A 24071-nucleotide genomic window follows, 5' to 3' on the forward strand; every position below is an offset into this window, starting at 1 on the left:
CCCTAAGTCGCCGTTACCGAAGCAACGGATATACACACCGTCAACAAAAGACAGGCCGACTAAAACACCGCCTTCTCAGCAATGCGCCCCCGCATGCTCAAGCCGATGAAACAACCGGTTGAAATACACCAGGCTATCACGCGGTTCCCGCACCCCGACCTTTTCCAGCTCGACAAACATCACCGAGTGCGACCCCACTTCCTTGCACTCGCTGATCCGCCCTTCCAACTGCACCAGGGCATCGCGCAGCACCGGCACGTCGGCCGCGCCGTCGTCCCACAGGTCCCAGGCAAAACGCTCGGCCATCGGCACCTGGGTCATGCCGGCGAAGTGCCGGGCCAGTTCTTCCTGTTCGCCACACAGCACGTTGACGCACAACCGGCCGTTGGTGCGGAACACGTCGTGGGTGGCGCTGTTGCGGTTGACGCACACCAACACGGTGGGCGGCGAATCGGTCACCGAGCACACGGCGCTGGCGGTAATGCCGCAGCGCCCGCCCGGGCCGTTGGTGGTGATGATGTTCACCGCCGCCGGCAGCTGCGCCATGGCGTTGCGAAAGTCGATTTGCTGCTGGCTCAGGTCGGCCATGTCGATGCCCCTTCCTTCAGTTGGACCGCCTCGAAAGCGGCCCGTAGGTGATGGAACAAGACTACGGCTGTGGGCACGACACAACCATTCTGACGATCCCCATGGTGAGGTTGGGTTTCCGCTAGTCGTCTAGGTGGTTTCTTTATCGCAAGGGCCGGCCACAGTGGGTATTCTGCATACTGGCTCCAGAACGATGAGCCAATGCGTGCCGCGCGTTCACGTGCGAAAACAATAATTAGAAACTTTCGTGGCAGCCCCGATGGAAACCCGTAAACCGATTGTTTATATCGTTGACGACGACAAGGACCTGCGCACTTCCCTGGCCTGGTTGCTGGAGTCGGTCAGCGTGCAGGCGCAGTGCTTTGCCGGTGCCGAAGAGTTCCTCAGCCAATACGACCCCAGGCAGCCCGCCTGCCTGGTGCTCGACGTGCGCATGCCGGAGACCAGCGGCTTCCAGCTGCAGGAAATCCTCAATCAGCGCGGCAGCACCTTGCCGACCATTTTCGTCTCGGCCCACGGTGATATTCCGATGTCGGTCAAGGCGATGAAGAACGGTGCGCTGGATTTCGTCGAGAAGCCCTACAACCCGCAGCAGATGATCGACCGCATCCAGGCCGCGTTGAAGACCGCCGTACACGCCCAGGCCGATCAGCAGCAGCGGCAGAACCTGCAAGGCAAACTGGCACTGCTGACCAGCCGTGAGCGGGAAGTGTTGATGCTGGTGATCGATGGCAAGGCCAGCAAGGTGATTGCGCGGGAGCTGAACATCAGCGTGAAGACCGTTGACGTGCACCGCACCAAGATCAAGGAAAAGATGGGCGTGACCAGCATCGCCATGCTGGTGCGCGAGGTGCTGCATTTGCCGGCTGAAGAGCCGGTGCGGCATTGATCATTCAGCACTCGCCGTCAGGCCGCTTTCGCTGGCAAGCCAGCTCCTACAAGATCATTGTAGGAGCCGGCTTGCCGGCGAAGGGGCCGGCACATTCAACATGAATGCCAGCGTGTCAGTTATGGCTATAGCGCTTGCGATAAGCACCCGGTGACACGCCGAAGCGCGATTTGAAGGCCGACGAGAAGTAGCTCGAATCCGAGAAGCCCCAGGCATAACACAGCGCCGAAAGCTTCTGCTCGACATCGGCGCGGCGCAGGTTTTCGGCGCAGAAGTCCAGGCGGCGGTGCTTGATGTATTGCGCCACCACCAGGCCGCGCTTGGAGAACATCCGGTACAGGCCGCGCACGGAAATCCCCACTTCACGGGCAATCAGCTCGGGGCACAGTTCTTCGTCGCTCAGGTGCGCGTCGATGAAGGCGATGATTTTGCGAAACTGCCGTTCATGGGGATCAGCAGCGCTGTCACGGGCGCTGATGCCCGGCAGCAACAGGCTGGCCAGGGCATCGAGCACCGCCTCGCTCTCCTGCATGTCCAGCCCTTCCTGCTGGCGGGTGCCTTGCACCAGCTTGTTGGCCATCGCCGCCAGGGGGCTGCTGGCCGCGATGCGCGTGGCGCAGTTGACGGCATTGAAGTGCGAACCACGCTCGACCACCTGGCGCGGAAGTATCAACGAAAGCTGGCGGCAATCGTCGTTGTAGATCATGTCGCTGGGACGGCTGGCGTCGATCAGCGCGATGTCACCACAACCCAATTGCGCACGGTTGTCGCCCTGCTCGAGTTGCGAGCTGCCACGCATCTGGAACACCGCGTAGTAGTGACCGTCGCTGCTGGTGCTGACGTCCTTGCTGGTGCGATACAAGTGCACATGCGCCATGTCGACCACACTGAGGTTGATCGCACCGCTGCGAAATTCCGCCAGTTCGCCGTAGAAATCGGAGTCCAGCGCCCGGGCATCGAAACGCCCACAGGCCTGGTTCACCTGGCTCAACCAACTTTCGAACGCCTCGTTGCGCACCGTCGATGCTGTAATCATGTCCGCAAAGCCTCACGTTTTTGTTGTTATTTTTCGACCGCTTCATCGAGCGGTTCGTCAAAACCGTTGTTGCTGTAACCATCGCCTCCCTCGACGGCCGCCGGGCGCCCATTCAACAGGCTCCGGCGCAGGCTTTCCAGCCTTCCTGGTCTTAAAGGTCCAATACCAGACGAGCGGAAAGCGCCCGTGATACACAAGCGCAGATCTGCTTGTTGGACGCCTTTTCCTTGTTCGACAGGCAGTTGTCGCGGTGCTCCGGCACACCGTCCAGGACCTCGACGATGCAGGTGCCGCAAATGCCTTCGCGGCACTCGGTGTCGATGTCGCAACCGTGGGCCTGCAGTACGTCGACCAGGCTGGCGTTGGCCGGCACCTGCAGCACCACGCCGGAACTGGCCAGTTCCACTTCGAACGTGCCGGCCGGGGCGCTGTTGGCCGCCGGGTCCGCCGCGAAATGCTCCAGGTGAATGGCATCATCCGGGCGACTGCGCGAAGCCACTTCCACCACTTTGTTCATGAACGGTGCCGGGCCGCAGGTGTAGACATGGGCGGCGCTGCCAGCGCGCTCCAGGCATTCGCTCAACGCACTGTCCAGATCCGCTGGTTCCACGCCGTAGTGAAACTCCACGCGATCGGCAAAGTTCGTCGCCAACAGCTGGGTAAACGCAGCGTACTGCGCCGAACGGGCGAAATAATGCAAACGATACGGCTGACCGCTTTCCGCCAGTCGATAAGCCATGCTCAACAGCGGCGTCACGCCGATACCGGCGGCGAACAGCACGTGCTCGCCGGCATTTTCATCGAGGCGGAACAGGTTGCGCGGCGCGCCCATTTCCAGCTCCATGCCCTCTTCCACTTGCTCATGCAACGCCAGCGAACCACCGCGCGACTGCGCTTCTTTCTTGACCGCCACCAGATACGCACGGCGATCCTGCGGCGGGCTGCACAGCGAATACTGGCGGGTCACCCCGGTCGGCCCGGTGAGGTCGACGTGGGCGCCCGGCTCATAGGCGTCGAGCGGCTGGCCGTCACTGCGCACGAGGCGAAAGGAGCGGATATCCAGCGCTTCGTCGACGATCCTTTCGATCTTCACCTTCATCATTGCATCACCTGAATCATTGTTTTTTTGTTAAACGAAGCACCTGTGGGAGCTGGCTTGCCAGCGATGGCGGCCTCATGCCTTGCATCGCCTATCAGGGCGCCTTCGCCGGCAAGCCGGCTCCTACAGGGGTCATTTTCCTGCCTTGAGATCGGGGCATGCTTAGCGCATGAACAGGCCGCCGTTGATGTCCCAGCACGCGCCCGTTACGGAGGTGGCGTGATCGGCGATCAACAGCAATACGCTGTCGGCGATGAACGCAGGGTCGCCGAGGGTGCCGGCCGGGATCATTTTCAGGATCTGTTCCAGGCGCTCGGGCGCCACGGTTTCGCGCACCACCGGCAAGTCCAGCGGACCTGGCGAGAGGCTGTTGACCGTCACGCCTTGCGGTGCCAGTTCACGGGCAAAGACCTTGGTCAGGGTCGCCACGCCACCCTTGGCCGCCGCGTAATGCGCGCCGGTGGCGGTGCCGCCGTTCTGCCCGGCCAGGGACGCGATGTTGACGATGCGTCCGAAGCCACGCTCGGCAAAGTGCGCGCCGAATACCTGGCAGGCGACGAAGGTGCCGCGCAGGTTGATCGCCATCGACTCATCGAACTCTTCCGGCGTGATGTCCATCAGTGCCGCGACTTTCGACACACCGGCGTTGTTCACCAGAATGTCGGTGCCGCCCCAGTGCGCGGCGAGCAGGTCGCGGGCACGCTGGAAATCGGTCTTGCTGCGCACATCCAGCTCGATGGCGACGGCCGTGGCGCCGCTGCCATCGAGCTCGGCGGCCAGTTGCCGCACGCCATCGAGGCGCACATCGGCCAGGCCGACGCGATAACCCGCTGCGTGCAGACGGCGGGCAATGCACTCGCCCAGTCCGCGCGAGGCACCCGTTACGAGGGCTACTCGACTCATGATGTTGCCCTCACAAAAGGAAGCCGAGTGCGCTCAGGCTGTCGGTGGAGTTGATCAGGCGCACCACTTTGCGCTCCAGCGTCGGCACGCCGTCGGTGAAGCGGATACGGTGGTTCAGGTCGGCCACGAACGGCGTGTGCACGCCGCGCTTGTAGGCGTACAGCAACTGCGCGGAGTTGACTTCGACGATGTCACCGGCCGCTTCCACCAGGCGAAAGCGCGAAACGGTGCGAATGGTCTTCGCCGCGTCCACCGCCGACGGCGAGAAGCCGGCGCTCAAGCGTTCGATGCGCAAGGCACGCATGCGCGCATCGTCGTAGGCGTAGTTGAGGGTTGCCTCGAAATCTTCGGTGTCCGGGTCGATCGGCACGATGTACTTGCCGCTTTCGCTCCACAGGGTCGCCCATTCGGCGTAATTCTTGTGGTCGAGCAGTTCGGCTTCGCGCCAGATGAATTCGATGGCCTGGGCCAAGGGACCTGCAAAACCGTTCAGGGTGTCGTGATTGCTCATTGGCTCATCATCCTTTTCCACATGTCGTAGGCACCGCGCATGCCGCCTTCGTCGGTGGCGTGGCTGACCTTGTCGCCGTTTTCAGCGGTGATTTCGCGGTTCAGGCCGCGGTTGACCAGGATTGGCGCATCGACGCCGGCATACGAGCCGCGCTGCACGCGGTCCCAGGCCTCGGCGTCGTCAGGGCTGCCGAAACCGAACGGGCCCTGGAAGTGTTCGTGGATGCGCATGCGTTCGCGGTTGGCGATTTCCGGGCCGCCGTCCATGCCCAAGGCCACGTGGCGGATCTCGGTTTCGCTGACCGACACCGGGCGCAGCACGCGGAAGAACGACATCGACATCGCCACGTTGGGGAACAGGTTCAGGTTGAACCCGGCGCCGTGCAACGAACGCACGATGCGGCGGACTCGCTCGGGTGGCATGGTTTTCGACAACTCTTCGGTGACGTGGGCGAAGCGCTCCTGCAACTGCTCGGTGCCGTCGTCGTGATCGAGATCGACGTGCTCCGGCACCATCACCATCACGCTGTGGCCGTTGCCCAGGGAGTGGGTCACGGCTTGCTCGTCGGTCATGAACGAGAGCATTTCCGAGGTTTCTTCATCCACCGACGACATGAACGACTTGTGCACGATCGGGAAGTGGTAACCGTCGGTGGTGTTTTCCAGCTGGATCTTCCAGTTGCCCTTGAAGCTGAACTTGTGTTCACCCTGGGTCTTGATCGGGTAACCGGCGCCCTGTTTCATGAACAGGTCCATCCAGTGTTTCGCGCCACCGAGGAAGTCTTCCAGCGGTTCGATCTCGTCGTTGTAGCTGGCGAACACCATGCCGGCGTAGCTTTCAACGCGCAGGCTGGTCAGCGGCAGTTCGGACTTTTCCAGGATGCCTTCGTAGCCGTCCGGATACGGCAGCGCCCGCAGCTTGCCGTCCAGGCCATAGGACCAGCTGTGATACGGGCAAGTGAAACCGCTGGCGTTGCCCTTGTGCTTCTCGCACACGGTGGCGCCACGGTGCCGGCAACGGTTTTCCAGCACGTTGATGTTGTTCTTCTTGTCGCGCACGACGATCACCGGGCGACGGCCGATGGTGGCGGTCTTGAAGTCGCCGCTGTTGCGCACTTCGCTTTCGTGTGCGACCCACACCCAGGTGCGGTAGAAAATCTTCTCCAGCTCGGCTTCGAACAGCGCCGGGTCGTTGTACAGCGAGACATCGACGCGGTCGTGACTGACCAGTTCGTCCGGGCTTTTCGATGATGCGATCAGCCGGTATTCATGAGTGCTCATGCGGTTCTCCTCATGGCTTCTTTTTATGATTTCGTTTTAGAGCGAAGCCTTTAACCGGCCATGCTCTGTTGCAGCTGCGCACCAAAGGCGCAGACCAGTTCGTCCTGACCTTTGCGACCGACGATTTGCAGGCCGACTTTCAAGCCGCCGCAATCGATTTCCACCGGCACCGTCAGCGCTGGATGGCCGCTCAAGTTGAAGGGCCGTACCAGCGGCGTCATGCCGGCCACGGCCTTGCTGCCGGCGCGGGCCTCGCTGAGGGTCGGCGGCAAAGTTGGCAGCGTTGGCAGCAGCAACACGGCAAAGTCTTCCAAGGCCGCATCCACCTGTTGCGTGAAGCGTGTGCGCACGGTTTCGGCCTGGGCCAGTTCTTCGCGGCTGGTGCGGCTTGCCGCCAACAGACGTGTCTCGACATCGGCGCCGATCAGGCCCTTGCCGGTCAGGTGACCGAACGCGGCCCAGTTTTCAAAATTGATCACGGTCAGGCCGGCCGCGAACGCCGCTTCGAATTCGCTCAGGTGCAGGTGGCTGCGACGCCACCCGGCGCGGTCGGCGGCGGCACCGAGGCTGGCCTGCAGGTGCGAATCGCAGGCCACGTCGAGAAAGCCGACTTTGGCGCCGTCGCCGGGCAAACCTTGCACGTCGAAACCCGGGCAAATCACCTGCATGGCGGCAATCAGGTCGTCCATGGTCCGGGCGAACGGCCCTACGCAGTCGAGGCTGGAAGCCAACGGATGCGCGCCGACGCGGCTGACTCGGCCGTAGGTCGGCTTGAGCCCGGCAACGCCACAGCACGCCGCCGGCACCCGCACCGAACCACCGGTGTCGGTGCCGATGGCGATGTCCGCCAGCCCCGCCGCGACGGCCGAAGCCGAACCGCTGGAGGAACCGCCCGGCACACGATCAGGTGCTTGAGGATTCACTGGCGTGCCGGTCCAGTCGTTGATGCCGGTGACGCCAAAGGCCAGCTCATGCAGGTTGGTCTTGCCGACGATCTGCCAGCCTGCGTTGAGGATTGCATCGACCACTTCGGCATTTTTGCTGGCTGCCGGTGCGTCGGCGAAGGCGCGGCTGCCGGAGCATGTCGGGTAACCGGCGATGTCGATGGAATCCTTGATGGCAACCCGCTTGCCGTTGCCACCAAGCAGAAATTCGCTGATGAAGGTACTCATGCGCTCAGCTCCTGCTTTGATAAATGAGAGCTGAACAAGCGTTGCGTGCGGAAATGCGCGATCAGCCAGACACCGTCGACACAGCGGAAATCGATGTTCAGGCGCGTGCCGAACAGTTCGCTGTGGCCATCGGCATAGGTCGAGATCTGCTGCATGATCCACTGCCCCTGCGCGGCCTTGCCATCGACCACGATCGACTCGCTGGTGAGGTAATGCAGGTTCAACTTGAAGTGATCGGACGGCGGCAGATAACCACCGACAAACGTCGCCACCGCCGCACGCCCATGATGCTGACCAAAGGTCTGCGCGGTCTGGGTGCCGAGGCCTTCCCAGATCGCATCCTCGGTGAACAGCTGCGCCAACTGGCTCAGATGAATCGGTGCCCGTGGCACATCGCACAGGTCCATGTAGCACGCCATCAAGCGGCGCACCGCACTTTCCCCTTCGAGCGTCGCCAGACGCTGCAGCAAGGCCTCGTCCATGGCTTACACCCTGGCCGCGTCTGGGATGGTCAGCGGGCGACCGATGCGTGCTTCGACCTTCGCGTAGCGCCACAGGCTGTATTCGCCGACCGGCGTGGTGCGGAACAGGTTGCAGGCGTCGATCACCGACTGGTGGCAGTCGACGTCGGCCATGATGTACACGGTCCAGGGCGAGGTGGTGGACGGGCCGACCATCAGGCGGTCGTCATCCATGGCGCCGAGCACGGTGATGCCGGGCATCGCGCCGAGGGAGCCCATCATCTGGCTGAAGCCTTTCCAGACGCTCAGGCCTTCGCCGGTGGGCAGGTCGAAAAAGTTCTGGGTGATGCCGATGCAGAAGACGACGCGCAACGGTTCCTGGGTAGCTTGGGACATGCTGTAGATCCTTTGAATAGGTGATGGAATTCAGATGTAGCCCGGGAACGGCGGCACGCCGAGGAACACCGAGCCGGCGCCGTCGTACAGGCCTTCGCTGAGGAAGGCGTGCTGGGTCACCACCATCGAGTCGCGCAGGTAGCGTTGCAGCGGATGGCGCAGGTAAATGGCAGTGGTCCCGGCCAGGCTGTAGGCGCTCTGCACCACCTCTGCTCCGGCCTGGGAAACGTGAATCGCGGACAGGCGCAACAGGCTGGTCTGCTCCGGTGTGACCGGGTTGCCGGCGAGAATGGAGTTCCACACCTGCTCGGTGGCGTTGTAGAAGAACCCGCGTGCGGCGGCGAGCTTGGCTTCGGCCTTGGCGATTTCGATGCGCACGTAGGCGCGGTCGGCCATTTTCGGTGCGCCGGTAATACCGCCGGTACCGGCCATGCGGCTGATTTCGTCCAGCGCTGCACGGGCCAGGCCGAGGTTGACCACCGCCAGCACTTGCGCGGCGTAGGCAATCGACGGGTAGCGGAACAGCGGCTCATCAATGGTTGCCGCCCCACCCCGGATAAACGTCCAGCGGTCCTCGACGAATTTGTCGGTGACGCGCAGATCGTGGCTGCCGGTGCCCTTGAGGCCGACTACATCCCAGTTCTCGACGATCTCGACCTGACTGGCCGGGAACACCGCCGTGCGAGGCTTGCCGCCCGCGGCGCTGGCGCCGATGCCGACGCCCAGCAGGTCCGCGCCTTTGCTGCCGCTGGCGAATTTCCAGGTGCCGTTGACCTGCCAGCCGCCTTCTACCGCTTCGGCAGGCTGCAACGGGAACAGTCCGCCAGCGAACACCAGGTCGGGGCTCTCGGCGTAGATTTCCGCCAGAGTTTGTGGCGGCAAGGCCGCCAGATAGACGCCAGCGCTGCCGAAGCTGGCCACCCAGCCCGCCGAGCCGTCGGCTTCGGAGATGCGCTCGATCATTTGCAGGAACAGCGCCGGTGCCAGGGCGTCACCGCCGAAGCATTTCGGCGTGGCGGCACGATAGATACCCACCTGCTTGAAGCGCTCGATCATGTCCCGAGGCACGTGGGAGCCGGCGTCGAATTCGTCGCGGCGTTGACGAACCTCATCCAGCACCTGCTGAAATAGCTGACTCTCGACCATTGGCACGACCGGGCCGGACACCGGGTCTTGTTGCGCGACAGCTGAACGCAGCATGGGCTTTCTCCGTTTTGCTTGTTATTAGCTGGAGCCAGGCTGGAGACTGGCGACCGTTTATGAGTGCCGGTAACTGCACGTTCCCATCGGGCTAACGTTTTCCTTTGTAGGAGCTGGCTTGCCAGCGAAGAGGCCCGCGAAGTGAGCGGTGAGCTCAAGGGCGCCTTCGCTGGCAAGCCAGCTCCTACAGGGGGAGCGATTCAGTGATGAGGGGTGCTGCTACCGTTACGTTGATGGGTCCAGTGTAAAAACCGCACCCCGCCGCAACTATTGGTGCGTGCAGCCCCCCGACTAAAGAAAACCCCTAGACCCACGCCGGTTACCTCTGAGCGCATCCCGCTGTGCGAGCAGGTATAAAACGCCATACTGCAAACTCTGCCGCCAAGGGCCGTGCGATGTACTTGCCAAAACCGAACGACTTTCATGCGCTGATCGAAGCCATGCCGCTGTGCATCATTCTTCATGACGCGCACACCAAGGAAATTCTCTGGGCCAACGCCGCTGCCCTGGCGGCGCTGGGCTTTACCCTGGAGGAACTGACTCCGCTGAAGGCCCCGGACATGACCCGCGATGCGCCGAAATACCGACGCTCCGTGGGTTTGCGCTGGCTCGAAGGGGCCGCGCGCACCGGGCAACGGGCCATCGAGTGGTGCTATCGCTCCAAGCAAGGGGTGGAAATTCTGTCCGAGGCGGTGGCGACCCTCGTGCACCTGGACGGTCGCGATGTGTTGATGGTGCAGTTCCGCGACATTTCCAAAGAGGACAAGGTCAAGCGCGACCTCAAGCGTTTCGAGAGTCGGCTCAAGGCCTTCATGCAGGACCTGGCCGAAGGTGTGGCGGTGCTCGGCCCCGAGGGCGATATCGGTTTTATCAGCGACTCCGGCGCGCACCTGCTCGACAGCGAAGTGCAGCAGCTGATGGGCCAGAACTTCCTGGCCTGGTGCGACGACGCTTCGCGCCAGCGCCTGTTGCAACGGTTCGCCCAGGAGACACCGGAGCACGCGCCGTTCAGCGTGCACTACAAGGTGCAGCGCCGGGACGGCGAATGGCGCTGGCATGACGCAACCTGCCGCTACATCGAGATTGAAGACGATCTGGTCGGCCATCTGCTGCTGTTCCGCGACGTGACCGAGCAGGTGCAGGCCGAAGAGGCGCGGCGGCTCAGCGAGCAGAAACTCGAGTACCTGGCGCGCTACAACGCGATGGGTGAAATGGCCGTGGCCATCGCCCACGAGCTGAGCCAACCCCTGGCCGCCACCCGCAACTTCATCGAAGGCACGGTGATTCGTCTGGGTAACGCCGGTGAAACCGATCAAGCCGTCGCCTGGGGTTTGCAGAACGCTGTGCGGCAAATCGAGCACGCGTCGGTGATCATCAAGAGCGTGCGCGACTACGTGGTCAAGCTGGAGCAGGCCGAAGAGCTGATCGACGTTAACGAGCTGCTGCGCGAAACCCGCTACTTCATCAGCCTGAGGGCCGATCCGAGCCAGGTGCGCGTGGAAATCGTCACCGCGCCGGAACCGCTGCTTGTCAGTTGCGAGAAAGTCCTGATCGGCCAGGTGATCCTCAACCTGGCGTTCAACGCGATTGAAGAAATGGCCGACCTGCCGACCGACCGCCGGTTGTTGCGCATCCATGCCAGCCGCAACAACGACGTGGCGCAAGTGCGCATCGAAGACTGCGGCCGTGGCATCCAGGCCCAGGCGCAAGAGAAGCTGTTCGACGGTTTCTTCTCGTCCAAGGTCAGCGGCAACGGCATCGGCCTGGCCCTGTGCAAGAACATCATCGGCCGCCATCGTGGCGATATCTGGGCGCAAAACCTGGAGCCGTGCGGCGCGGTATTTACCTTCTCCCTTCCCCTCGCCACGTCCACCTGAACGCCAATATTTCGTCCAACCCCGGCAGCCGGTAAATCTGCGTTTGACCCCGATCCCGTGTAGGAGCCGGCTTGCCGGCGAAGGCGCCTTCGAATATTGCATCACACTCAAGGCCGTCTTCGCTGGCAAGCCAGCTCCTACAGGTTCCGCCCCGTCGCCCCCCCTCGCAATACCCCTCCTCACCCCCGATAAAGGCAGCCTCAACCCCGCAATAACTGGCTTTGGCACAGATTTGATGACACTGGCACAGACACACAAACACTTGGCAGGCAGGGCAATTCTCCCGATTGCCGGGCACGGCAGAATCAAAGGGTAAAAATCTGCCAAAGCACCCGCGATCCGCGTTACCAACAATTCAGGAAGTTCCCCTTATGCGAACAAACAGGATCTCCGTACAGTCAGCGCTTGGCCTGAGCCTGCTTGTACTCGGTTTGAACAGTGCCCGTGCGGATTTGCCCGCTGGTACGATTGGCCAGACCGTTCTGGCGTTCCCCCCGGAAGCTCACCGCGCGTTCGTGATCGACGTCGAGTTCGACAGCTTCGTGGCGGGCCGCGTGACGGTGGTCGACCCGGACCAGAAGCGCATCCTCGGCATGGTGCCGACCGGTTTTGCTGCGCCGTCGACCCTCAGCCACGACAAGAAAACCATCTATAGCGCGGACATCTGGTACTCCCGCGGCACCCGTGGCACCCGCACCGACGTGCTCACCGCCTGGGACAGTTCGACCCTGTCGCCCGCCTGGGAAGTGCTGATTCCGAACAAGCGCGCCGAGTCGCTGACCCAGCGTTATTCGCTCAAGCCGAGCGGCGACGACAAGTTCGTCTACGTCTACAACTTCACCCCGTCGACTTCGGTGACCGTGGTCGATACCCAGGCCAAGGCCGTTGCCACGGAAATCGCCATCCCCGGTTGCGTGCTCAACTACCCGGTCGGCAACCGCCGTTTCGCCTCGCTGTGCGGCGACGGCAGCCTGCAGGTGGTAACCCTCAACGATCAGGGCCAGGAAACCGCGCGCAGCCGCACGCCGTTCTTTGATCCGAACGCGGAAAAACTGGTAGAGCGCGCCGTCAACGTCGGCGACACCTACTACTTCACTACCACCACCGGCACCGTACGCGGTGTGGATTTCAGCGGCGACGCGCCGAAGATCCTGCCGGCCTGGTCGCTGGTGTCCGACGAGGAGAAGAAGGCCGGTTGGGCACCGGGTGGCTGGCAGATGATGGCCGTGGCACCGAAGCTGGAGCGCCTTTACGTGCTGATGCACGACGCCCACGAACCGATGAAGTGGGAAGACCCGAGCCCGCTGATCTGGGCGTTTGACCTCAAGACCCACAAGAAGGTAGCGACTCTGGAAGCCCCGGCTCCGGTGTGGAGCATGCAGGCCACCGGCGACGACAAACCGTTGCTGCTCGGCGCCGACGTGGAAGGTGGTTTGCAGATCTTCGACCTGAAGACCAACAAGCTCACCGGCAGCATGCCGAAAGTCGCGAAGACCGCGACCCAGGTCCTGAGCTACTGAGAGGTTCGGCCATGCATACAGATCCGATCTTCATCATTGCCAGCGCCATCGCCATCGCGGTGTTGCTGGCCAGCGCCGCGACCCACAAATTGCGCGCGCCGGCTCGCTTCGCCCGGCAACTGGCGGACTATCAACTGCTGCCCCAAGCGCTGGTGCGCCCGACGGCGCGGCTGGTGCCCGCGCTGGAACTGGCCATTGCGTTCGCCTTGCTGGTGCCGGTCAGCCGTGGTTATGCCGCGCTGAGCGCCGCCAGCCTGTTGGCGCTGTACGCCGCCGCCATCGGCATCAACCTGTGGCGCGGTCGTGCGGACATTGACTGCGGTTGCGCCGGTCCCGACCAGGCACAACCGCTACGCCCAGCCCTGCTGCTGCGCAACAGTGCGCTGGTGGCACTGGCGCTGGTGGCCAGCATTGCGCCGCTGGCTCGCGACCTCAACCTGTTCGATGGCTTCGTGACCCTGGCTGCCTCAGCCGTCGCGCTGCTCATCTACGCCGCCGCCGATGGCTTGCTGGCGAATTCCCCTCTTCTGCTCAAATTGATTGGTAGGTAATCGAAATGGAAGGCTTGATTGTTTCCAACGTTCTGCTCTGGGTGCTGCTGGTGGCCGTGGCGTTTGTCGTCATGGGCCTGGTGCGGCAGATTGGCGTATTGCACGGTCGTCTGGCCCCGGCTGGGGCGCTGATGGTCGACAAAGGCGTGGCGGTCAATGAACCCGCGCCGCAAATCACCGCCAGCGACCGTCACGGTCGCCCGGTGAACTTCGGCTATGCCGGCGAAAAATCGCAACTGCTGTTCTTTCTCTCGCCGACCTGCCCGATCTGCAAGTCGTTGCTGCCGGCGATCAAATCCATCGCCAAGGAACAGGCCGGTAACCTCGATGTGGTGTTCGTCAGCGATGGCGACATGGATGCCCAGCAAGCGCTGATCCGTGAACACAAACTGGAAGACGCCACCTATGTGGTCGGCCCGGAAGTGGGCATGACCTACCAGATCGGCAAGCTGCCGTACGCCGCGCTGATCGACAAGGCCGGCACCCTGCGCGCCAAGGGCCTGGTCAACTCCCGCGAGCACCTGGACAGCCTGTTCGAAGTCGAGCACCTCAAGCACGCCACACTGCAGCAGTACCTCAACGCGCAACCGCACAGCCACGACCACAGCCACGGCCACGGCCATAGCCACTGATAAGGCAGGGAGACGTTTATGAAACTGCTGGATCTGTTGTTCGAGCGCTCGACCCGTCGTGTTGCTGATACCACCTCGCGCCGTAAATTGCTGTCGCGCATGGGATCGCTGATGGTGGCCGGTGCCGCCCTGCCCCTGCTGCTGCCGCTGGATCGCACCAGCAAGGCCCTGGCCGCGGAGCCGGCGCAGGCTGGCGACCCAGGTGATCCGAACAGCTGCGACTACTGGCGCTACTGCTCCATCGACGGTTTCCTGTGCAGTTGCTGCGGCGGGTCGGTGACCTCCTGCCCACCGGGCACCGAAGCCTCGCAAGTGACCTGGATCGGCACCTGCCGCAACCCGGCCGATGGCAAGGACTACATCATTTCGTACAACGACTGCTGCGGTAAGCAGAGCTGCGCCCAGTGCGCCTGCACCCGTAACGACAGTGAAGAACCGGCGTACCGCCCGTTCAACAACAACGATGTGAACTGGTGCCTGGCTGCAAAATCGCACATCTACCACTGCACCGTTTCGGTGATCCGCGGCGTCGCCGTATAAACGCGCACTTTCCGCCGGTTGCTCGTGCAATCGGCGGTTTTTTATCTGCTGTAGGAGCTGGCTTGCCAGCGAAGGCGATCTTGAGAACGCTTCGCTGGCAAGCCAGCTCCTACAGGTCCGGTTTTACTCTGTGTAGAAAGAGAGGTTTATCGTGCGTGGATTGCTAATTCTCGGACTGGTCTGCGCCCTGGGCGCCCCACTCGCTTTCGCCCGGGCCATTCCCGACCCTAACCAGCATCACGCGCCGGGCAATGAATCACTGCAAACCCCGATTGCCCAGGCCGGGTACGGCGTCGGCGTGAACTATCAGTTGCAATGCGCCGGTTGCCACCTGGGTGACGGAACGGGTTCCGCCGCCAACGACACACCACGGATGAAAGGCTTTGTCGGCAACTTCCTGAAAGTCCCCGGTGGCCGCGAGTTCCTTGTGCGGGTGCCGGGCATGTCGCAGTCGGCGTTGAACAACGCGCAACTGGCGGATTTGCTTAACTGGCTGATGCGTAAAGACGGCATGGCGGGCGACAGCCTGCCGGCCGACTATCAGCCGTACACCGCCGAGGAAGTCACGGAACTGCGCGCCAGGACCATGCTCAACCTGCCCGGCACCCGTAGCGAGTTGATCAAGGCCATGCGTGCCCAGGGCATCGTGATCGATGACGGGATGAATTACTGACGCGGGGTGTCCCGGACAAGCCTTCAACCGCCCGGACGATGGACTCTCTGACGGCAAGTAAGTAACGTAATCGGCGCTGCTTTCAAACCCGGAAAATGAAAAAGGGAGTTTGCATCGTGACCGAAGAGACAAAAACCAAAGGACCGGCTTCCTACTTCCCGTCAATCGAAAAGAAGTATGGTCAGCCGATCAGCCATTGGCTGGATCTGCTCAAGACTGTCAGTGACAAGAAACACATGGAAATGGTGGCCTGGCTCAAAACCGAGCATGGCATGGGTCATGGCCACGCCAACGCGTTGGTTGCCTATCATTTGGCAGCCACCAAAAGCGGCTAGCCCGTCCAGCGTTCGCTGCACTGCCGGTGGCGCCGACTGACGCCACCGGCAAATCGACTGTATTGGAAATGGCTGATTGGCGTCTTTACCCTATCCTTTCATCCAACCCACCACGCCGGACAACGCCATGCCCGCCCCCGAATCCACCCTCCTCGACAGCTGGCACCACAATGCCCGGGCCTGGATCGACGCCATCCGCACGGGCAGCATCGAAAGCCGCCTCAAGGTCACCGACCAGGCGATCCTGCTGGCGGTGCTGGGTCGGCAGCCCGAGCGAGTGCTGGACCTGGGTTGCGGCGAAGGCTGGTTGTTGCGTGCGCTGACCGAACGCGGCATCGATGCGGTCGGCGTGGATGGCGATGCGACGCTGGTGGAGGCGGCGCGGGCGGCGGGCACTGCGTCGGTGCATCTGGCGAGCCATGAACAATTGGCAGAAGCGAAAGTCGACATCGGCCGCGACTACAACCTGATCTGCGCCAACTTCGCCCTGCTGCATCAGGACATCATCCCCCTGCTCGCCGCCATGAACAGCCTGCTCGCCCCTGGCGGCGCGCTGGTAATCCAGACACTGCACCCGTGGACAGCTGCAGCCGGCGACTATCAGGATGGCTGGCGGGAAGAGACTTTCTCCACGTTCAAGGGGCAGTGGCAACCCATGCCATGGTATTACCGCACCTTGTCGAGCTGGCTGAATGCACTGGACATGGCCGGTTTTGCACTGGCCAATTTGCAGGAACCACAGCACCCGCAAAGCCCCGTGCCGCAGTCATTGCTGCTGGTGGCCGAACCCCGACTGTAGGAGCTGGCTTGCCAGCGAAGGCGTCGGCACAGCCAGCATCATCAGCGATTGATCTACCGCTTTCGCGGGCAAGTCGGATCGCCGCACCGCCGCTCCTACAAGGGTTGTTTGCCGGCCTCGATATTTGTGGTCGACACCGATCACTGTAGGAGCGGGCTTGCCCGCGAAGGCGTCGGCACAGCCAACATAGAAACCGGAGCACTGTGAAGTACTCCGGCCCGCTCATGCTGCTAACGCGTCAGGCCCACTCTTTACGCAGTTGACGCGCCGCATTGACCATATGCACCAGCGCCGCTTCGGTTTCCGCCCAGCCGCGGGTCTTCAGGCCGCAGTCCGGGTTGACCCACAGGCGATCGGCGGGAATGCGCTTGGCCGCCTTGCGCAGCAGGTTGGCCATTTCCGAGGCATCCGGCACCCGTGGTGAGTGGATGTCGTACACGCCCGGGCCGATTTCGTTGGGGTAAGCGAAGGCTTCGAACGCATCCAGCAGCTCCATGTCCGAGCGCGAGGTTTCGATGGTGATCACGTCGGCATCCATCGCGGCGATGGACTCGATCACATCGTTGAATTCGCTGTAGCACATGTGGGTGTGGATCTGGGTTTCGTCACGCACACCCGAGGCGCACAGGCGGAACACTTCGGTGGCCCAGTCCAGGTAGTGCTGCCACTGCGCCTGGCGCAACGGCAGGCCTTCGCGGAACGCGGCTTCGTCAATCTGCACGATCTGGATGCCGGCGGCTTCCAGATCCAGCACTTCGTCGCGAATGGCCAGGGCCAGTTGGCGGGCCTGCACTTCGCCGCTCACGTCTTCGCGCGGGAACGACCACATCAGCATGGTCACGGGACCGGTCAGCATGCCCTTCATCACTTTGTCGGTGAGGCCTTGGGCGTAGCGGATCCACTCCACGGTCATGGCTTTCGGACGGCTCAGGTCGCCGAAGATCACCGCTGGTTTCACGCAGCGCGAACCGTAGCTCTGGACCCAGCCGAAACGGGTGAACACGTAGCCGTCGAGTTGCTCGGCGAAGTATTCGACCATGTCGTTGCGCTCGGCTTCACCGTGCACCAGCACGTCCAGGCCCAGGTGTTCCTGCACTTGCACGGCGTGACGGATCTCGCTGTGCATCGCTTCGGTGTATTCGGCCTCGGTCAGCTTGCCTTGCCTGAACGACTGACGAGCCAGACGGATCGACGTGGTTTGCGGGAACGAACCGATGGTGGTGGTCGGGAACAGTGGCAGGTTCAGGCCGGCGCGCTGTTTCTCGATACGCCGGGCAAACGGCGAGTGCCGCTGGCTGTCCCGGGCGGTGATGGCGGCAACGCGCGCCTGCACGGCGGGCTTGTGAATACGCGGCGATGCCGCACGGCGGGCCTGCACGGCACGGCTTTGAGTCAGCGCTTGAAGCACCTTCGGCGCTTCCGGCTCGTTGACTGCCTGGGCCAGCAGCGCGACCTCTTCACACTTCTGCACGGCAAACGCCAGCCAGCTTTTCAGTTCGCTATCGAGCTGGTCTTCACACCCCAGGTCGACCGGGCTGTGCAGCAACGAGCAGGATGGCGCGACCCACAGACGATCACCCAGACGCTCCTGAGCGTACCGCAAGGTGGCCAAAGCGTTTTCCAGGTCGCAGCGCCAGACGTTACGGCCATTGACCACGCCCAGCGACAGCACTTTATAGGCTGGCAGGCGATCGAGGATGGTCGGGAACTGCTCGGGGGCACGTACCAGATCGATGTGCAGACCGTCCACCGGCAGGTTGGCGGCCAGCCCCAGGTTCTCTTCCAGACCGCCGAAATAAGTGGCGACCAGCTTCTTCAGCGGGTCGCGCTGAATCAGGTTGTAGGCCCGCTCAAAGGCGTTTTTCCAGGCTTGCGGCAGGTCGAGAACGAGGATCGGCTCGTCGATCTGCACCCACTCAACGCCTTGTGCCGCCAGGCGCTGGAAGATCTGGCCGTACAGCGGCAGCAGGCGGTCGAGCAGTTCGAGCTTGTCGAACTCGACGCCCTTGGCCTTGCCCAGCCACAGGTAAGTCAGCGGGCCGATGATGACGGGCTTGACGTCATGGCCGAGTGCGCGGGCTTCTTCGACTTCCTCGAACAACTGCTCCCAACCGAGCTGAAACTGCTGATCGGCGCTGAATTCAGGCACGAGGTAGTGATAGTTGGTGTCGAACCACTTGGTCATTTCCTGGGCGTGCGCGCCGCCGCAGCAGCTGTCGCTGACACCGCGAGCCATGCCGAACAGGGTTTGCAAGCTGGCCTTGCCGTCGTGCGGGCGGAAACGCTCTGGGACCACACCGAACATCAACGAGTGGGTCAGGACCTGGTCGTACCAGGCGAAATCGCCGACCGGCAATAGCTCGATCCCGGCCTTTTTCTGCAAGTCCCAATGGGTCTTGCGCAGGTCGCGGCCAACGGCACGCAGACCGGCTTCGTCCAATTCACCTTTCCAGAACGCCTCTTGGGCTTTTTTCAGTTCGCGATCGCGGCCGATGCGTGGAAATCCAAGGGAATGGGCCAATGCCATGACGATAAAACTCCATGTGGTTAATGGAGCCATTGTCGGCATTTGAGCCTTGGTGAGACAAACTCATTTAAATCTTGATGATCACGAGTTTATTTCATGTAGATAGACGTAAGCCTTTGCGTCGAATGTGTCGCAACGAAGCACTACTCCTCGTAGTAGTAGAGCTTGTTAATGATCACCCAGCGACCGTCCACCTTCAGCAACGACAGGTAATCGGTAAAGCGTATCCCGGCGAAATCATCGATGACTTTGACCGCGGCGGCATCGCCGGTGACATCAAGGTTGATCACCTGCCAAAACGGCTGCGTACCGGCAGGCGCCGGGATTTCGGCCTTAATGGCAACGACAAACTCATCCAGGGAAGCCCATTCAAGCACCTTCTGAAAGTGACCGATGATGCGACAGTCTGGATGAAAGGCCTGTCGCAGCAGCGCTTCATTGGCAAAGACCATGCCTTCCACGTAATGACGCACCACCTGGTTGATCTGTTCGGTATCTATCGAATGAGTGGTCATGTTTTAACCTCTGATTTTCATGTCTGCGCACCGCAGGCGCGGGTTGACTGACAGGCTCCCCCAAGGCTGGTCAAGCTGAAAGTCTAGGCAGCGCCTGTGCCGTTGCCCGGTTTTACGACCGGAGGCACGGCGCAGTGGCGTGTGCGCAAGCCGAGCGTCGATGGCATCATCACCCGCTACGAAGGTTTCGATGCGAAGGCAAACTGGTCATCCAGTTGTTCGGCATGCGTAAGCCAGGCATCCCCGAGCGTGACAACTGACGTGCCCTCGCTGAAACCGCCACCACCCTGATCGACTAAGGAATAGTCCCTATGCCTATCAAAACACTGCCGGCCTGCGCCACGGCGCTCTGCCCGGACGCCAAAGCGCAGACCGCCGGGATCAGCCAATGACGGCCATTTTCCGGCCGCGTCCGACGTTGATCTTTTTGCTGCTGTTGCTGGTGCTGGTGTTCTGGCTGTCCCTGGCCCTCGGGCCGGTCAGCCTGCCGCTGAGCGATACCTTGCTGGCCGGGATGCGCCTGCTCGGGTTGCCACTTGACGGTGGTGACACGCAGCAGGCAGAGCTGATCCTCGGTCAGATTCGCCTGCCGCGCAGTCTGCTCGGCATCGCCGTGGGTTCGGTACTGGCGTTGTCCGGCGTGGCGATGCAGGGGTTGTTCCGCAATCCCCTGGCGGACCCGGGCCTGGTCGGCGTTTCCGGTGGAGCGGCACTCGGTGCCGCCCTGGCCATCGTCGGCGGCAGCCTGCTCGGTGGCGTACCACCGGCCATCGAGCCCTATCTGCTTTCGGTCAGCGCCTTCGCCGGTGGCTTGATCGTCACGGCGGTGGTGTATCGCTTCGGTCGCCGGGACGGGCAAACCGACGTTGCCACCATGCTGTTGGCGGGTGTGGCGATGACGGCCATGGCCGGTGCAGGCGTGGGGCTGTTCACCTACCTGGCCGATGACGCAACCTTGCGCACCCTGACGTTCTGGAACCTGGGCAGCCTCAACGGTGCCAGCTACCCGCGCTTGTGGCCATTGCTGATCGTCACACTGGGCGTGGCGTTGTGGTTGCCACGTCGGGCGGCGGCGCTCAATGCCATGCTGTTGGGCGAGTCGGAGGCCCGACACCTGGGCTTTGACATCGAGCGGATTAAGCTTGAGCTGGTGCTGTGCACGGCGCTCGGCGTCGGCGCGGCAGTCGCGGCGGCCGGTCTGATCGGTTTTATCGGCCTGGTGGTGCCGCATCTGATGCGCCTGCTGGTCGGCCCGGATCACCGGGTGTTGCTGCCCGCGTCGTTGCTGGCCGGTGCGAGCCTGCTGTTGCTGGCCGACCTGGCCGCGCGCCTGCTGTTGGCGCCGGCTGAATTACCCATCGGCATCGTGACGGCACTGATCGGCGCTCCGTTCTTTCTTTATCTGCTGGTGCGAGGGCGTTCCTGATGCTGCGGGCAAACAACTTGCGGGTTCGCCGTGGCAACCGCACGGTACTGGCCAACATCGATATCCAATTGCACCCCGGTGAAGTGCTCGGCGTGCTGGGACCCAATGGCGCCGGCAAAAGCACCCTGCTCGGCGCTTTATGCGGTGAACTGGCGAGCAGCGAAGGCACCGTCAGCCTCGACGAGCGTCAACTCGCCGACTGGCCGGGTCCGGAACGGGCCAGACGCCTGGCCGTGCTGCCGCAGAGTTCGAGCCTGAACTTTGCGTTCTCGGTCAAAGAAGTCGTCGGCATGGGTCGCCTGCCTCACGCCAGCGGCCGCGTGCGCGATGGCGAAATCGTCGCCGAGGCGCTCAAAGCTGCCGATGCGCTTCATCTGGTCGGACGCAGCTATCTGGCCCTGTCCGACGGTGAACGCCAGCGCGTGCATCTGGCGCGGGTGCTCGCGCAACTCTGGCCGGGGGTCGAAGGGCAAACCCTGCTGCTCGATGAACCGACGTCGATGCTCGATCCGCTGCACCAGCACACCATTTTGCAAGCCGTGCATGACTTCGCCGAGCGCGGGGCGGCGGTGCTGGTGATCTTGCACGACCTCAATCTGGCGGCACGTTACTGCGATCAACTACTGTTGTTGCAACAAGGCCTGCCCCACGCCTACGGCCCACCGGCAGAGGTGCTGACGGCCGAGGCACTGGCGGCGGTGTATGGGCTGGAAGTGCTGATTCATCAGCATCCGGAACGCGGCCACCCGTTGATCATCGCGCGCTGATACCGCCCCCCTCCTCTGTCATCGAGGGGGCACTTGTCCAATAAGGAAAACCGATGCGCTTTCTGTTGTTCTGTGCATTCAGCCTGTTGGCTGCCTGCCAAACCACCCATCAGGTCACACCGCCTCCGGCGCCTATTGCCCAGGGCCGGGATCACGCTGACCTCGGGGTCATCCGCGAACTCGCCACGGGCCGTACGTTGACGCCGCAAGAACTGGTCGAACGCCTGGCCGTTGCGCCGCGCGTTCTGGTCGGTGAGCAGCACGACAACCCGGACCACCACGCCCTGCAACTGTGGCTGCTGCGCGAGCTGGCGGCACAACGCCCCCAGGGCAGCCTGCTGATGGAAATGCTCAACCCCGATCAACAGGCCAGGGTCGATGCCGCACAAGCCGCGACCCGCGCCGGCCAGCCACCGGCCGATGCGTTCGAGGCGCTGGCCTGGCAGGCCAATTGGGACTGGAGTGTCTATGGCGCCCTCGTCACCTACGCACTGCGACAACCGTATCCGCTGCTGGCAGCGAACCTGAATCGCGCGCAGATCATGCAGATCTACAAGCAGCGCCCGGTACTCACCGGTGAAGCGTCCACCACCCAACAGGTACAGGCGACCTTGCTGGACGACATCCGCCAATCCCATTGCGGCCTGCTGCCCGAAGCACAGATGCCGGCCATGCTCGCCGTGCAGCAACAGCGTGACCGGCGCATGGCCGAGCGCCTGATGGCCGCACCGACGCCGGCGTTACTGCTGGCCGGTGCCTTTCATGTACGCAAGGATCTGGGGGTGCCACTGCACCTGAAAGACCTCGGCGCCGGTGAAGGGAATGCGGTGCTGATCCTGGCCGAAGCGGGCAAGACCGTGACCGGCGAGCGCGCGGATTATGTCTGGTACACCGCCGCGCAACCGGAACAGGATCACTGCGCGCAGCTGCGGCGTTAAGCTCGCCCCATGGGGGCGGCTGGTCCTGCCTCCTTGCTCCGGCGCGACACTATGTCACGCCTCTGCGTCGGTCCAATGGTCGTATCCACCCCTCCGACACCGGCACAGTTTGTTAACATCCCCACGATTTTTTCGTCTGTACAGTCATCACGCTGTCATTTCAGCCTGTTCAACAGGATGCTTTCTTTCATGAGTACTTTGTATAACCGCCGAACCGTCCTGCAAGGCATGGGCCTGTTGAGCCTGGGCCTGCTCGCCGGTTGCGACGGCAGCAGCAAGCTGTCGTTCAAGTACGGCAAAGACCTCAGCGACAAGATCATGGGGCGTAACTTCAAGCTCAAGAACGCCCAGGGCGAAACCCGGATGCTGGGCAGCTATCGCGGCCTGATGCCGATGGTGTTCTTCGGTTTCACCCAGTGCCCGGCCGTGTGCCCCACCACCCTGGCCCGTGCGGCACAGGCCAAGAAATTGATGGGGCGCGATGGCGAAAGGCTGCAGGTGATCTTCATCACCCTGGACCCTGAGCGCGACACGCCGGAGATGCTCGACAAGTACGTCAAGGCGTTCGACCCGAGTTTCGAAGCGCTGTACGGCACCCTGGAAGAAACCGCCGCCACCGCCAAGGAATTCGGCGTGTTCTTTGAAAAAGTCCCGAGCGGCGATACCTACACCCTCTCCCATACCGCGACCAGTTATGTCTTCGATTCCCGGGGCACTCTGCGCCTGGGACTGTCCACGTCTCTGACGGCCAAAGAGTGCGCAGAAGACCTGCTCACCGTGATGGAGGTTTGCTGAAATGAATGCCCCGCAAGCTGAAAACCGTTTCGCGCAACGTTGCAAGCAACTGGCGCTGGGCTTGTCCCTGGTCGGCCTGGCCTTTCAGGTGTCGGCACAAACCCGGGTCGAAGACGCCTGGGTCCGCGCCACCGTAGCCGGCCAACCCTCGAGTGGCGCCTTCATGACCGTCACCGCGAGCGGCGACAGCAAGTTGTTGAGCGTGCAAACGCCGGTCGCCAAACTTGTGCAGATTCATGAAATGAGCATGAAAGACGACCTGATGAAAATGCAGCAGGTTCAGTCTGTCGCGCTGCCGGCCGGTGAAGCGGTGAGCTTCGACCCGCACGGTTACCACATCATGCTCATGAACCTGACGGCCCAGATCAAGGAAGGCGACAAGGTGCCGCTGACCCTGACCGTGGAAGACGCCAAGGGTGAGAAAGAGTCGATTCAGGTCGAAGCCGTTGCCAAGGCGATTGGCACCATGGATCACGGCACGATGATGCATGATCACAGCAAGATGAATTGATTGCTCCGCCAGTTAAAACACTGAGCCTGTGGGAGCGAGCCTGCTCGCGAAGGCTTTGTGTCTGGCGAGGTTTTTTTGTGTACATATCCGTTGTTGTGGTCACGGCCACTAACGGTTCCGCTTTTACAGC

26 protein-coding genes and 1 pseudogene are annotated in these 24071 nt (G+C 62.4%); 15 read left to right on the top strand and 12 right to left on the bottom strand.

What is annotated here, in order from left to right; all coding sequences use genetic code 11:
• Positions 1-75: 75 nt before the first annotated feature.
• Positions 76-588 carry a 4-hydroxyphenylacetate 3-monooxygenase, reductase component gene (gene hpaC, locus PMI31_RS28090; RefSeq protein ID WP_008023304.1) on the bottom strand — a complete coding sequence of 171 codons (513 nt, stop codon included), beginning with the start codon at positions 586-588 and terminating at the stop codon, positions 76-78.
• Positions 589-847: 259 nt separating this feature from the next.
• Between hpaC and PMI31_RS28095 the strand changes: the two genes are divergently transcribed.
• Positions 848-1477 carry a response regulator transcription factor gene (locus PMI31_RS28095; protein WP_008023306.1) on the top strand — a complete coding sequence of 210 codons (630 nt, stop codon included), beginning with the start codon at positions 848-850 and terminating at the stop codon, positions 1475-1477.
• 115 nt (positions 1478-1592) lie between these two features.
• Here PMI31_RS28095 and feaR read toward each other — a convergent pair whose 3' ends face one another.
• The 9 genes from feaR to PMI31_RS28140 all read right to left on the bottom strand — a co-directional run bounded on the left by feaR (position 1593) and on the right by PMI31_RS28140 (position 9535).
• Positions 1593-2513 (bottom strand): transcriptional regulator FeaR, encoded by a 921-nt coding sequence (gene feaR, locus PMI31_RS28100; RefSeq protein WP_008023307.1) that lies wholly within the window; start codon positions 2511-2513, stop codon positions 1593-1595.
• Between the two features lie 151 nt (positions 2514-2664).
• The gene (locus tag PMI31_RS28105; protein WP_008023309.1) at positions 2665-3615 is read right to left on the bottom strand and encodes a PDR/VanB family oxidoreductase; all 951 of its coding nucleotides are present in this window, start codon (positions 3613-3615) and stop codon (positions 2665-2667) included.
• Between the two features lie 159 nt (positions 3616-3774).
• Positions 3775-4515: an SDR family NAD(P)-dependent oxidoreductase gene (locus PMI31_RS28110; RefSeq protein ID WP_008023311.1), complete on the bottom strand. Its 741-nt coding sequence runs from the start codon at positions 4513-4515 to the stop codon at positions 3775-3777.
• Between the two features lie 10 nt (positions 4516-4525).
• Positions 4526-5026 (bottom strand): aromatic-ring-hydroxylating dioxygenase subunit beta, encoded by a 501-nt coding sequence (locus PMI31_RS28115; protein ID WP_008023313.1) that lies wholly within the window; start codon positions 5024-5026, stop codon positions 4526-4528.
• The gene (locus tag PMI31_RS28120; RefSeq protein WP_008023314.1) at positions 5023-6306 is read right to left on the bottom strand and encodes an aromatic ring-hydroxylating oxygenase subunit alpha; all 1284 of its coding nucleotides are present in this window, start codon (positions 6304-6306) and stop codon (positions 5023-5025) included. Before PMI31_RS28120 ends, PMI31_RS28115 begins: the two co-directional genes overlap by 4 nt.
• A 50-nt stretch (positions 6307-6356) precedes the next feature.
• Positions 6357-7478, bottom strand: a complete 1122-nt coding sequence (locus PMI31_RS28125; RefSeq protein ID WP_008023315.1) for an amidase — start codon at positions 7476-7478, stop codon at positions 6357-6359.
• Positions 7475-7960, bottom strand: coding sequence for a nuclear transport factor 2 family protein (locus PMI31_RS28130; protein ID WP_008023317.1), 486 nt, complete (start codon positions 7958-7960; stop codon positions 7475-7477). Before PMI31_RS28130 ends, PMI31_RS28125 begins: the two co-directional genes overlap by 4 nt.
• A gap of 3 nt (positions 7961-7963) precedes the next feature.
• Positions 7964-8335, bottom strand: coding sequence for a hypothetical protein (locus PMI31_RS28135; RefSeq protein ID WP_007978123.1), 372 nt, complete (start codon positions 8333-8335; stop codon positions 7964-7966).
• A 30-nt stretch (positions 8336-8365) separates the two neighbouring features.
• Entirely contained in the window at positions 8366-9535 is a 1170-nt protein-coding gene (locus tag PMI31_RS28140; RefSeq protein WP_008023319.1) for an acyl-CoA dehydrogenase family protein, read from the bottom strand.
• Between the two features lie 395 nt (positions 9536-9930).
• Here PMI31_RS28140 and PMI31_RS28145 point away from each other — a divergent pair, with 395 nt between their 5' ends.
• From PMI31_RS28145 to PMI31_RS28180, 8 genes are all read left to right on the top strand, one after another.
• Positions 9931-11412 carry a sensor histidine kinase gene (locus PMI31_RS28145; RefSeq protein WP_008023321.1) on the top strand — a complete coding sequence of 494 codons (1482 nt, stop codon included), beginning with the start codon at positions 9931-9933 and terminating at the stop codon, positions 11410-11412.
• Between the two features lie 371 nt (positions 11413-11783).
• A complete protein-coding gene (locus PMI31_RS28150) occupies positions 11784-12932 on the top strand; it encodes an amine dehydrogenase large subunit (RefSeq protein WP_008023323.1) in 1149 nt (382 codons plus the stop codon).
• Positions 12933-12943: 11 nt separating this feature from the next.
• Positions 12944-13483: a MauE/DoxX family redox-associated membrane protein gene (locus tag PMI31_RS28155; protein WP_008023325.1), complete on the top strand. Its 540-nt coding sequence runs from the start codon at positions 12944-12946 to the stop codon at positions 13481-13483.
• 5 nt (positions 13484-13488) lie between these two features.
• Positions 13489-14115, top strand: coding sequence for a methylamine dehydrogenase accessory protein MauD (mauD, locus tag PMI31_RS28160; RefSeq protein ID WP_008023326.1), 627 nt, complete (start codon positions 13489-13491; stop codon positions 14113-14115).
• Between the two features lie 18 nt (positions 14116-14133).
• Positions 14134-14655, top strand: a complete 522-nt coding sequence (locus PMI31_RS28165) for a methylamine dehydrogenase light chain (RefSeq protein ID WP_007978110.1) — start codon at positions 14134-14136, stop codon at positions 14653-14655.
• Between the two features lie 151 nt (positions 14656-14806).
• Positions 14807-15328 (top strand): hypothetical protein, encoded by a 522-nt coding sequence (locus PMI31_RS28170; RefSeq protein WP_008023328.1) that lies wholly within the window; start codon positions 14807-14809, stop codon positions 15326-15328.
• 116 nt (positions 15329-15444) lie between these two features.
• A complete protein-coding gene (locus PMI31_RS28175; protein ID WP_008023331.1) occupies positions 15445-15663 on the top strand; it encodes a DUF4287 domain-containing protein in 219 nt (72 codons plus the stop codon).
• 127 nt (positions 15664-15790) lie between these two features.
• Positions 15791-16462: a class I SAM-dependent methyltransferase gene (locus PMI31_RS28180; RefSeq protein WP_008023333.1), complete on the top strand. Its 672-nt coding sequence runs from the start codon at positions 15791-15793 to the stop codon at positions 16460-16462.
• 238 nt (positions 16463-16700) lie between these two features.
• Here the strand turns inward: PMI31_RS28180 and metE are convergent, their stop codons facing one another.
• Both metE and PMI31_RS28190 read right to left on the bottom strand, forming a co-directional pair.
• A complete protein-coding gene (gene metE / locus PMI31_RS28185) occupies positions 16701-18989 on the bottom strand; it encodes a 5-methyltetrahydropteroyltriglutamate--homocysteine S-methyltransferase (RefSeq protein WP_008023334.1) in 2289 nt (762 codons plus the stop codon).
• 143 nt (positions 18990-19132) lie between these two features.
• Positions 19133-19504: a nuclear transport factor 2 family protein gene (locus PMI31_RS28190; protein WP_008023337.1), complete on the bottom strand. Its 372-nt coding sequence runs from the start codon at positions 19502-19504 to the stop codon at positions 19133-19135.
• 114 nt (positions 19505-19618) lie between these two features.
• On the opposite strand from PMI31_RS28190, the pseudogene PMI31_RS31560 reads away from it, so the two are divergent.
• From PMI31_RS31560 to PMI31_RS28215, 6 genes and pseudogenes are all read left to right on the top strand, one after another.
• A pseudogene (locus tag PMI31_RS31560) lies at positions 19619-19764 on the top strand (hemin-degrading factor); the annotation flags it as partial.
• Positions 19765-19946: 182 nt separating this feature from the next.
• Positions 19947-20930 carry a FecCD family ABC transporter permease gene (locus tag PMI31_RS28195; RefSeq protein ID WP_162130453.1) on the top strand — a complete coding sequence of 328 codons (984 nt, stop codon included), beginning with the start codon at positions 19947-19949 and terminating at the stop codon, positions 20928-20930.
• A complete protein-coding gene (locus tag PMI31_RS28200) occupies positions 20930-21697 on the top strand; it encodes a heme ABC transporter ATP-binding protein (RefSeq protein ID WP_008023340.1) in 768 nt (255 codons plus the stop codon). The genes PMI31_RS28195 and PMI31_RS28200 overlap by 1 nt, the downstream gene beginning before the upstream one ends.
• Positions 21698-21750: 53 nt before the next feature.
• On the top strand, positions 21751-22635 hold the full coding sequence (locus PMI31_RS28205) for a ChaN family lipoprotein (RefSeq protein ID WP_008023342.1): 885 nt from the start codon (positions 21751-21753) through the stop codon (positions 22633-22635).
• A 189-nt stretch (positions 22636-22824) separates the two neighbouring features.
• Positions 22825-23430: an SCO family protein gene (locus PMI31_RS28210; protein WP_008023344.1), complete on the top strand. Its 606-nt coding sequence runs from the start codon at positions 22825-22827 to the stop codon at positions 23428-23430.
• 1 nt (position 23431) lies between these two features.
• The gene (locus PMI31_RS28215; protein WP_008023346.1) at positions 23432-23941 is read left to right on the top strand and encodes a copper chaperone PCu(A)C; all 510 of its coding nucleotides are present in this window, start codon (positions 23432-23434) and stop codon (positions 23939-23941) included.
• The last annotated feature ends 130 nt before the right edge of the window (positions 23942-24071 follow it).

Origin of the sequence: Pseudomonas sp. GM55 (assembly GCF_000282395.1) — a bacterium.
Taxonomy (GTDB): Bacteria; Pseudomonadota; Gammaproteobacteria; order Pseudomonadales; family Pseudomonadaceae; genus Aquipseudomonas; species Aquipseudomonas fluorescens_CC.

Excerpts from the sequence above, each read along its gene's own strand:
- hpaC (WP_008023304.1), bottom strand. The coding sequence starts at position 588 with ATGGCCGACCTGAGCCAGCAGCAAATCGACTTTCGCAACGCCATGGCG.
- PMI31_RS28095 (WP_008023306.1), top strand. The coding sequence starts at position 848 with ATGGAAACCCGTAAACCGATTGTTTATATCGTTGACGACGACAAGGAC.
- feaR (WP_008023307.1), bottom strand. The coding sequence starts at position 2,513 with ATGATTACAGCATCGACGGTGCGCAACGAGGCGTTCGAAAGTTGGTTG.
- PMI31_RS28105 (WP_008023309.1), bottom strand. The coding sequence starts at position 3,615 with ATGATGAAGGTGAAGATCGAAAGGATCGTCGACGAAGCGCTGGATATC.
- PMI31_RS28110 (WP_008023311.1), bottom strand. The coding sequence starts at position 4,515 with ATGAGTCGAGTAGCCCTCGTAACGGGTGCCTCGCGCGGACTGGGCGAG.
- PMI31_RS28115 (WP_008023313.1), bottom strand. The coding sequence starts at position 5,026 with ATGAGCAATCACGACACCCTGAACGGTTTTGCAGGTCCCTTGGCCCAG.
- PMI31_RS28120 (WP_008023314.1), bottom strand. The coding sequence starts at position 6,306 with ATGAGCACTCATGAATACCGGCTGATCGCATCATCGAAAAGCCCGGAC.
- PMI31_RS28125 (WP_008023315.1), bottom strand. The coding sequence starts at position 7,478 with ATGAGTACCTTCATCAGCGAATTTCTGCTTGGTGGCAACGGCAAGCGG.
- PMI31_RS28130 (WP_008023317.1), bottom strand. The coding sequence starts at position 7,960 with ATGGACGAGGCCTTGCTGCAGCGTCTGGCGACGCTCGAAGGGGAAAGT.
- PMI31_RS28135 (WP_007978123.1), bottom strand. The coding sequence starts at position 8,335 with ATGTCCCAAGCTACCCAGGAACCGTTGCGCGTCGTCTTCTGCATCGGC.
- PMI31_RS28140 (WP_008023319.1), bottom strand. The coding sequence starts at position 9,535 with ATGCTGCGTTCAGCTGTCGCGCAACAAGACCCGGTGTCCGGCCCGGTC.
- PMI31_RS28145 (WP_008023321.1), top strand. The coding sequence starts at position 9,931 with ATGTACTTGCCAAAACCGAACGACTTTCATGCGCTGATCGAAGCCATG.
- PMI31_RS28150 (WP_008023323.1), top strand. The coding sequence starts at position 11,784 with ATGCGAACAAACAGGATCTCCGTACAGTCAGCGCTTGGCCTGAGCCTG.
- PMI31_RS28155 (WP_008023325.1), top strand. The coding sequence starts at position 12,944 with ATGCATACAGATCCGATCTTCATCATTGCCAGCGCCATCGCCATCGCG.
- mauD (WP_008023326.1), top strand. The coding sequence starts at position 13,489 with ATGGAAGGCTTGATTGTTTCCAACGTTCTGCTCTGGGTGCTGCTGGTG.
- PMI31_RS28165 (WP_007978110.1), top strand. The coding sequence starts at position 14,134 with ATGAAACTGCTGGATCTGTTGTTCGAGCGCTCGACCCGTCGTGTTGCT.
- PMI31_RS28180 (WP_008023333.1), top strand. The coding sequence starts at position 15,791 with ATGCCCGCCCCCGAATCCACCCTCCTCGACAGCTGGCACCACAATGCC.
- metE (WP_008023334.1), bottom strand. The coding sequence starts at position 18,989 with ATGGCATTGGCCCATTCCCTTGGATTTCCACGCATCGGCCGCGATCGC.
- PMI31_RS28190 (WP_008023337.1), bottom strand. The coding sequence starts at position 19,504 with ATGACCACTCATTCGATAGATACCGAACAGATCAACCAGGTGGTGCGT.
- PMI31_RS28200 (WP_008023340.1), top strand. The coding sequence starts at position 20,930 with ATGCTGCGGGCAAACAACTTGCGGGTTCGCCGTGGCAACCGCACGGTA.
- PMI31_RS28205 (WP_008023342.1), top strand. The coding sequence starts at position 21,751 with ATGCGCTTTCTGTTGTTCTGTGCATTCAGCCTGTTGGCTGCCTGCCAA.
- PMI31_RS28210 (WP_008023344.1), top strand. The coding sequence starts at position 22,825 with ATGAGTACTTTGTATAACCGCCGAACCGTCCTGCAAGGCATGGGCCTG.
- PMI31_RS28215 (WP_008023346.1), top strand. The coding sequence starts at position 23,432 with ATGAATGCCCCGCAAGCTGAAAACCGTTTCGCGCAACGTTGCAAGCAA.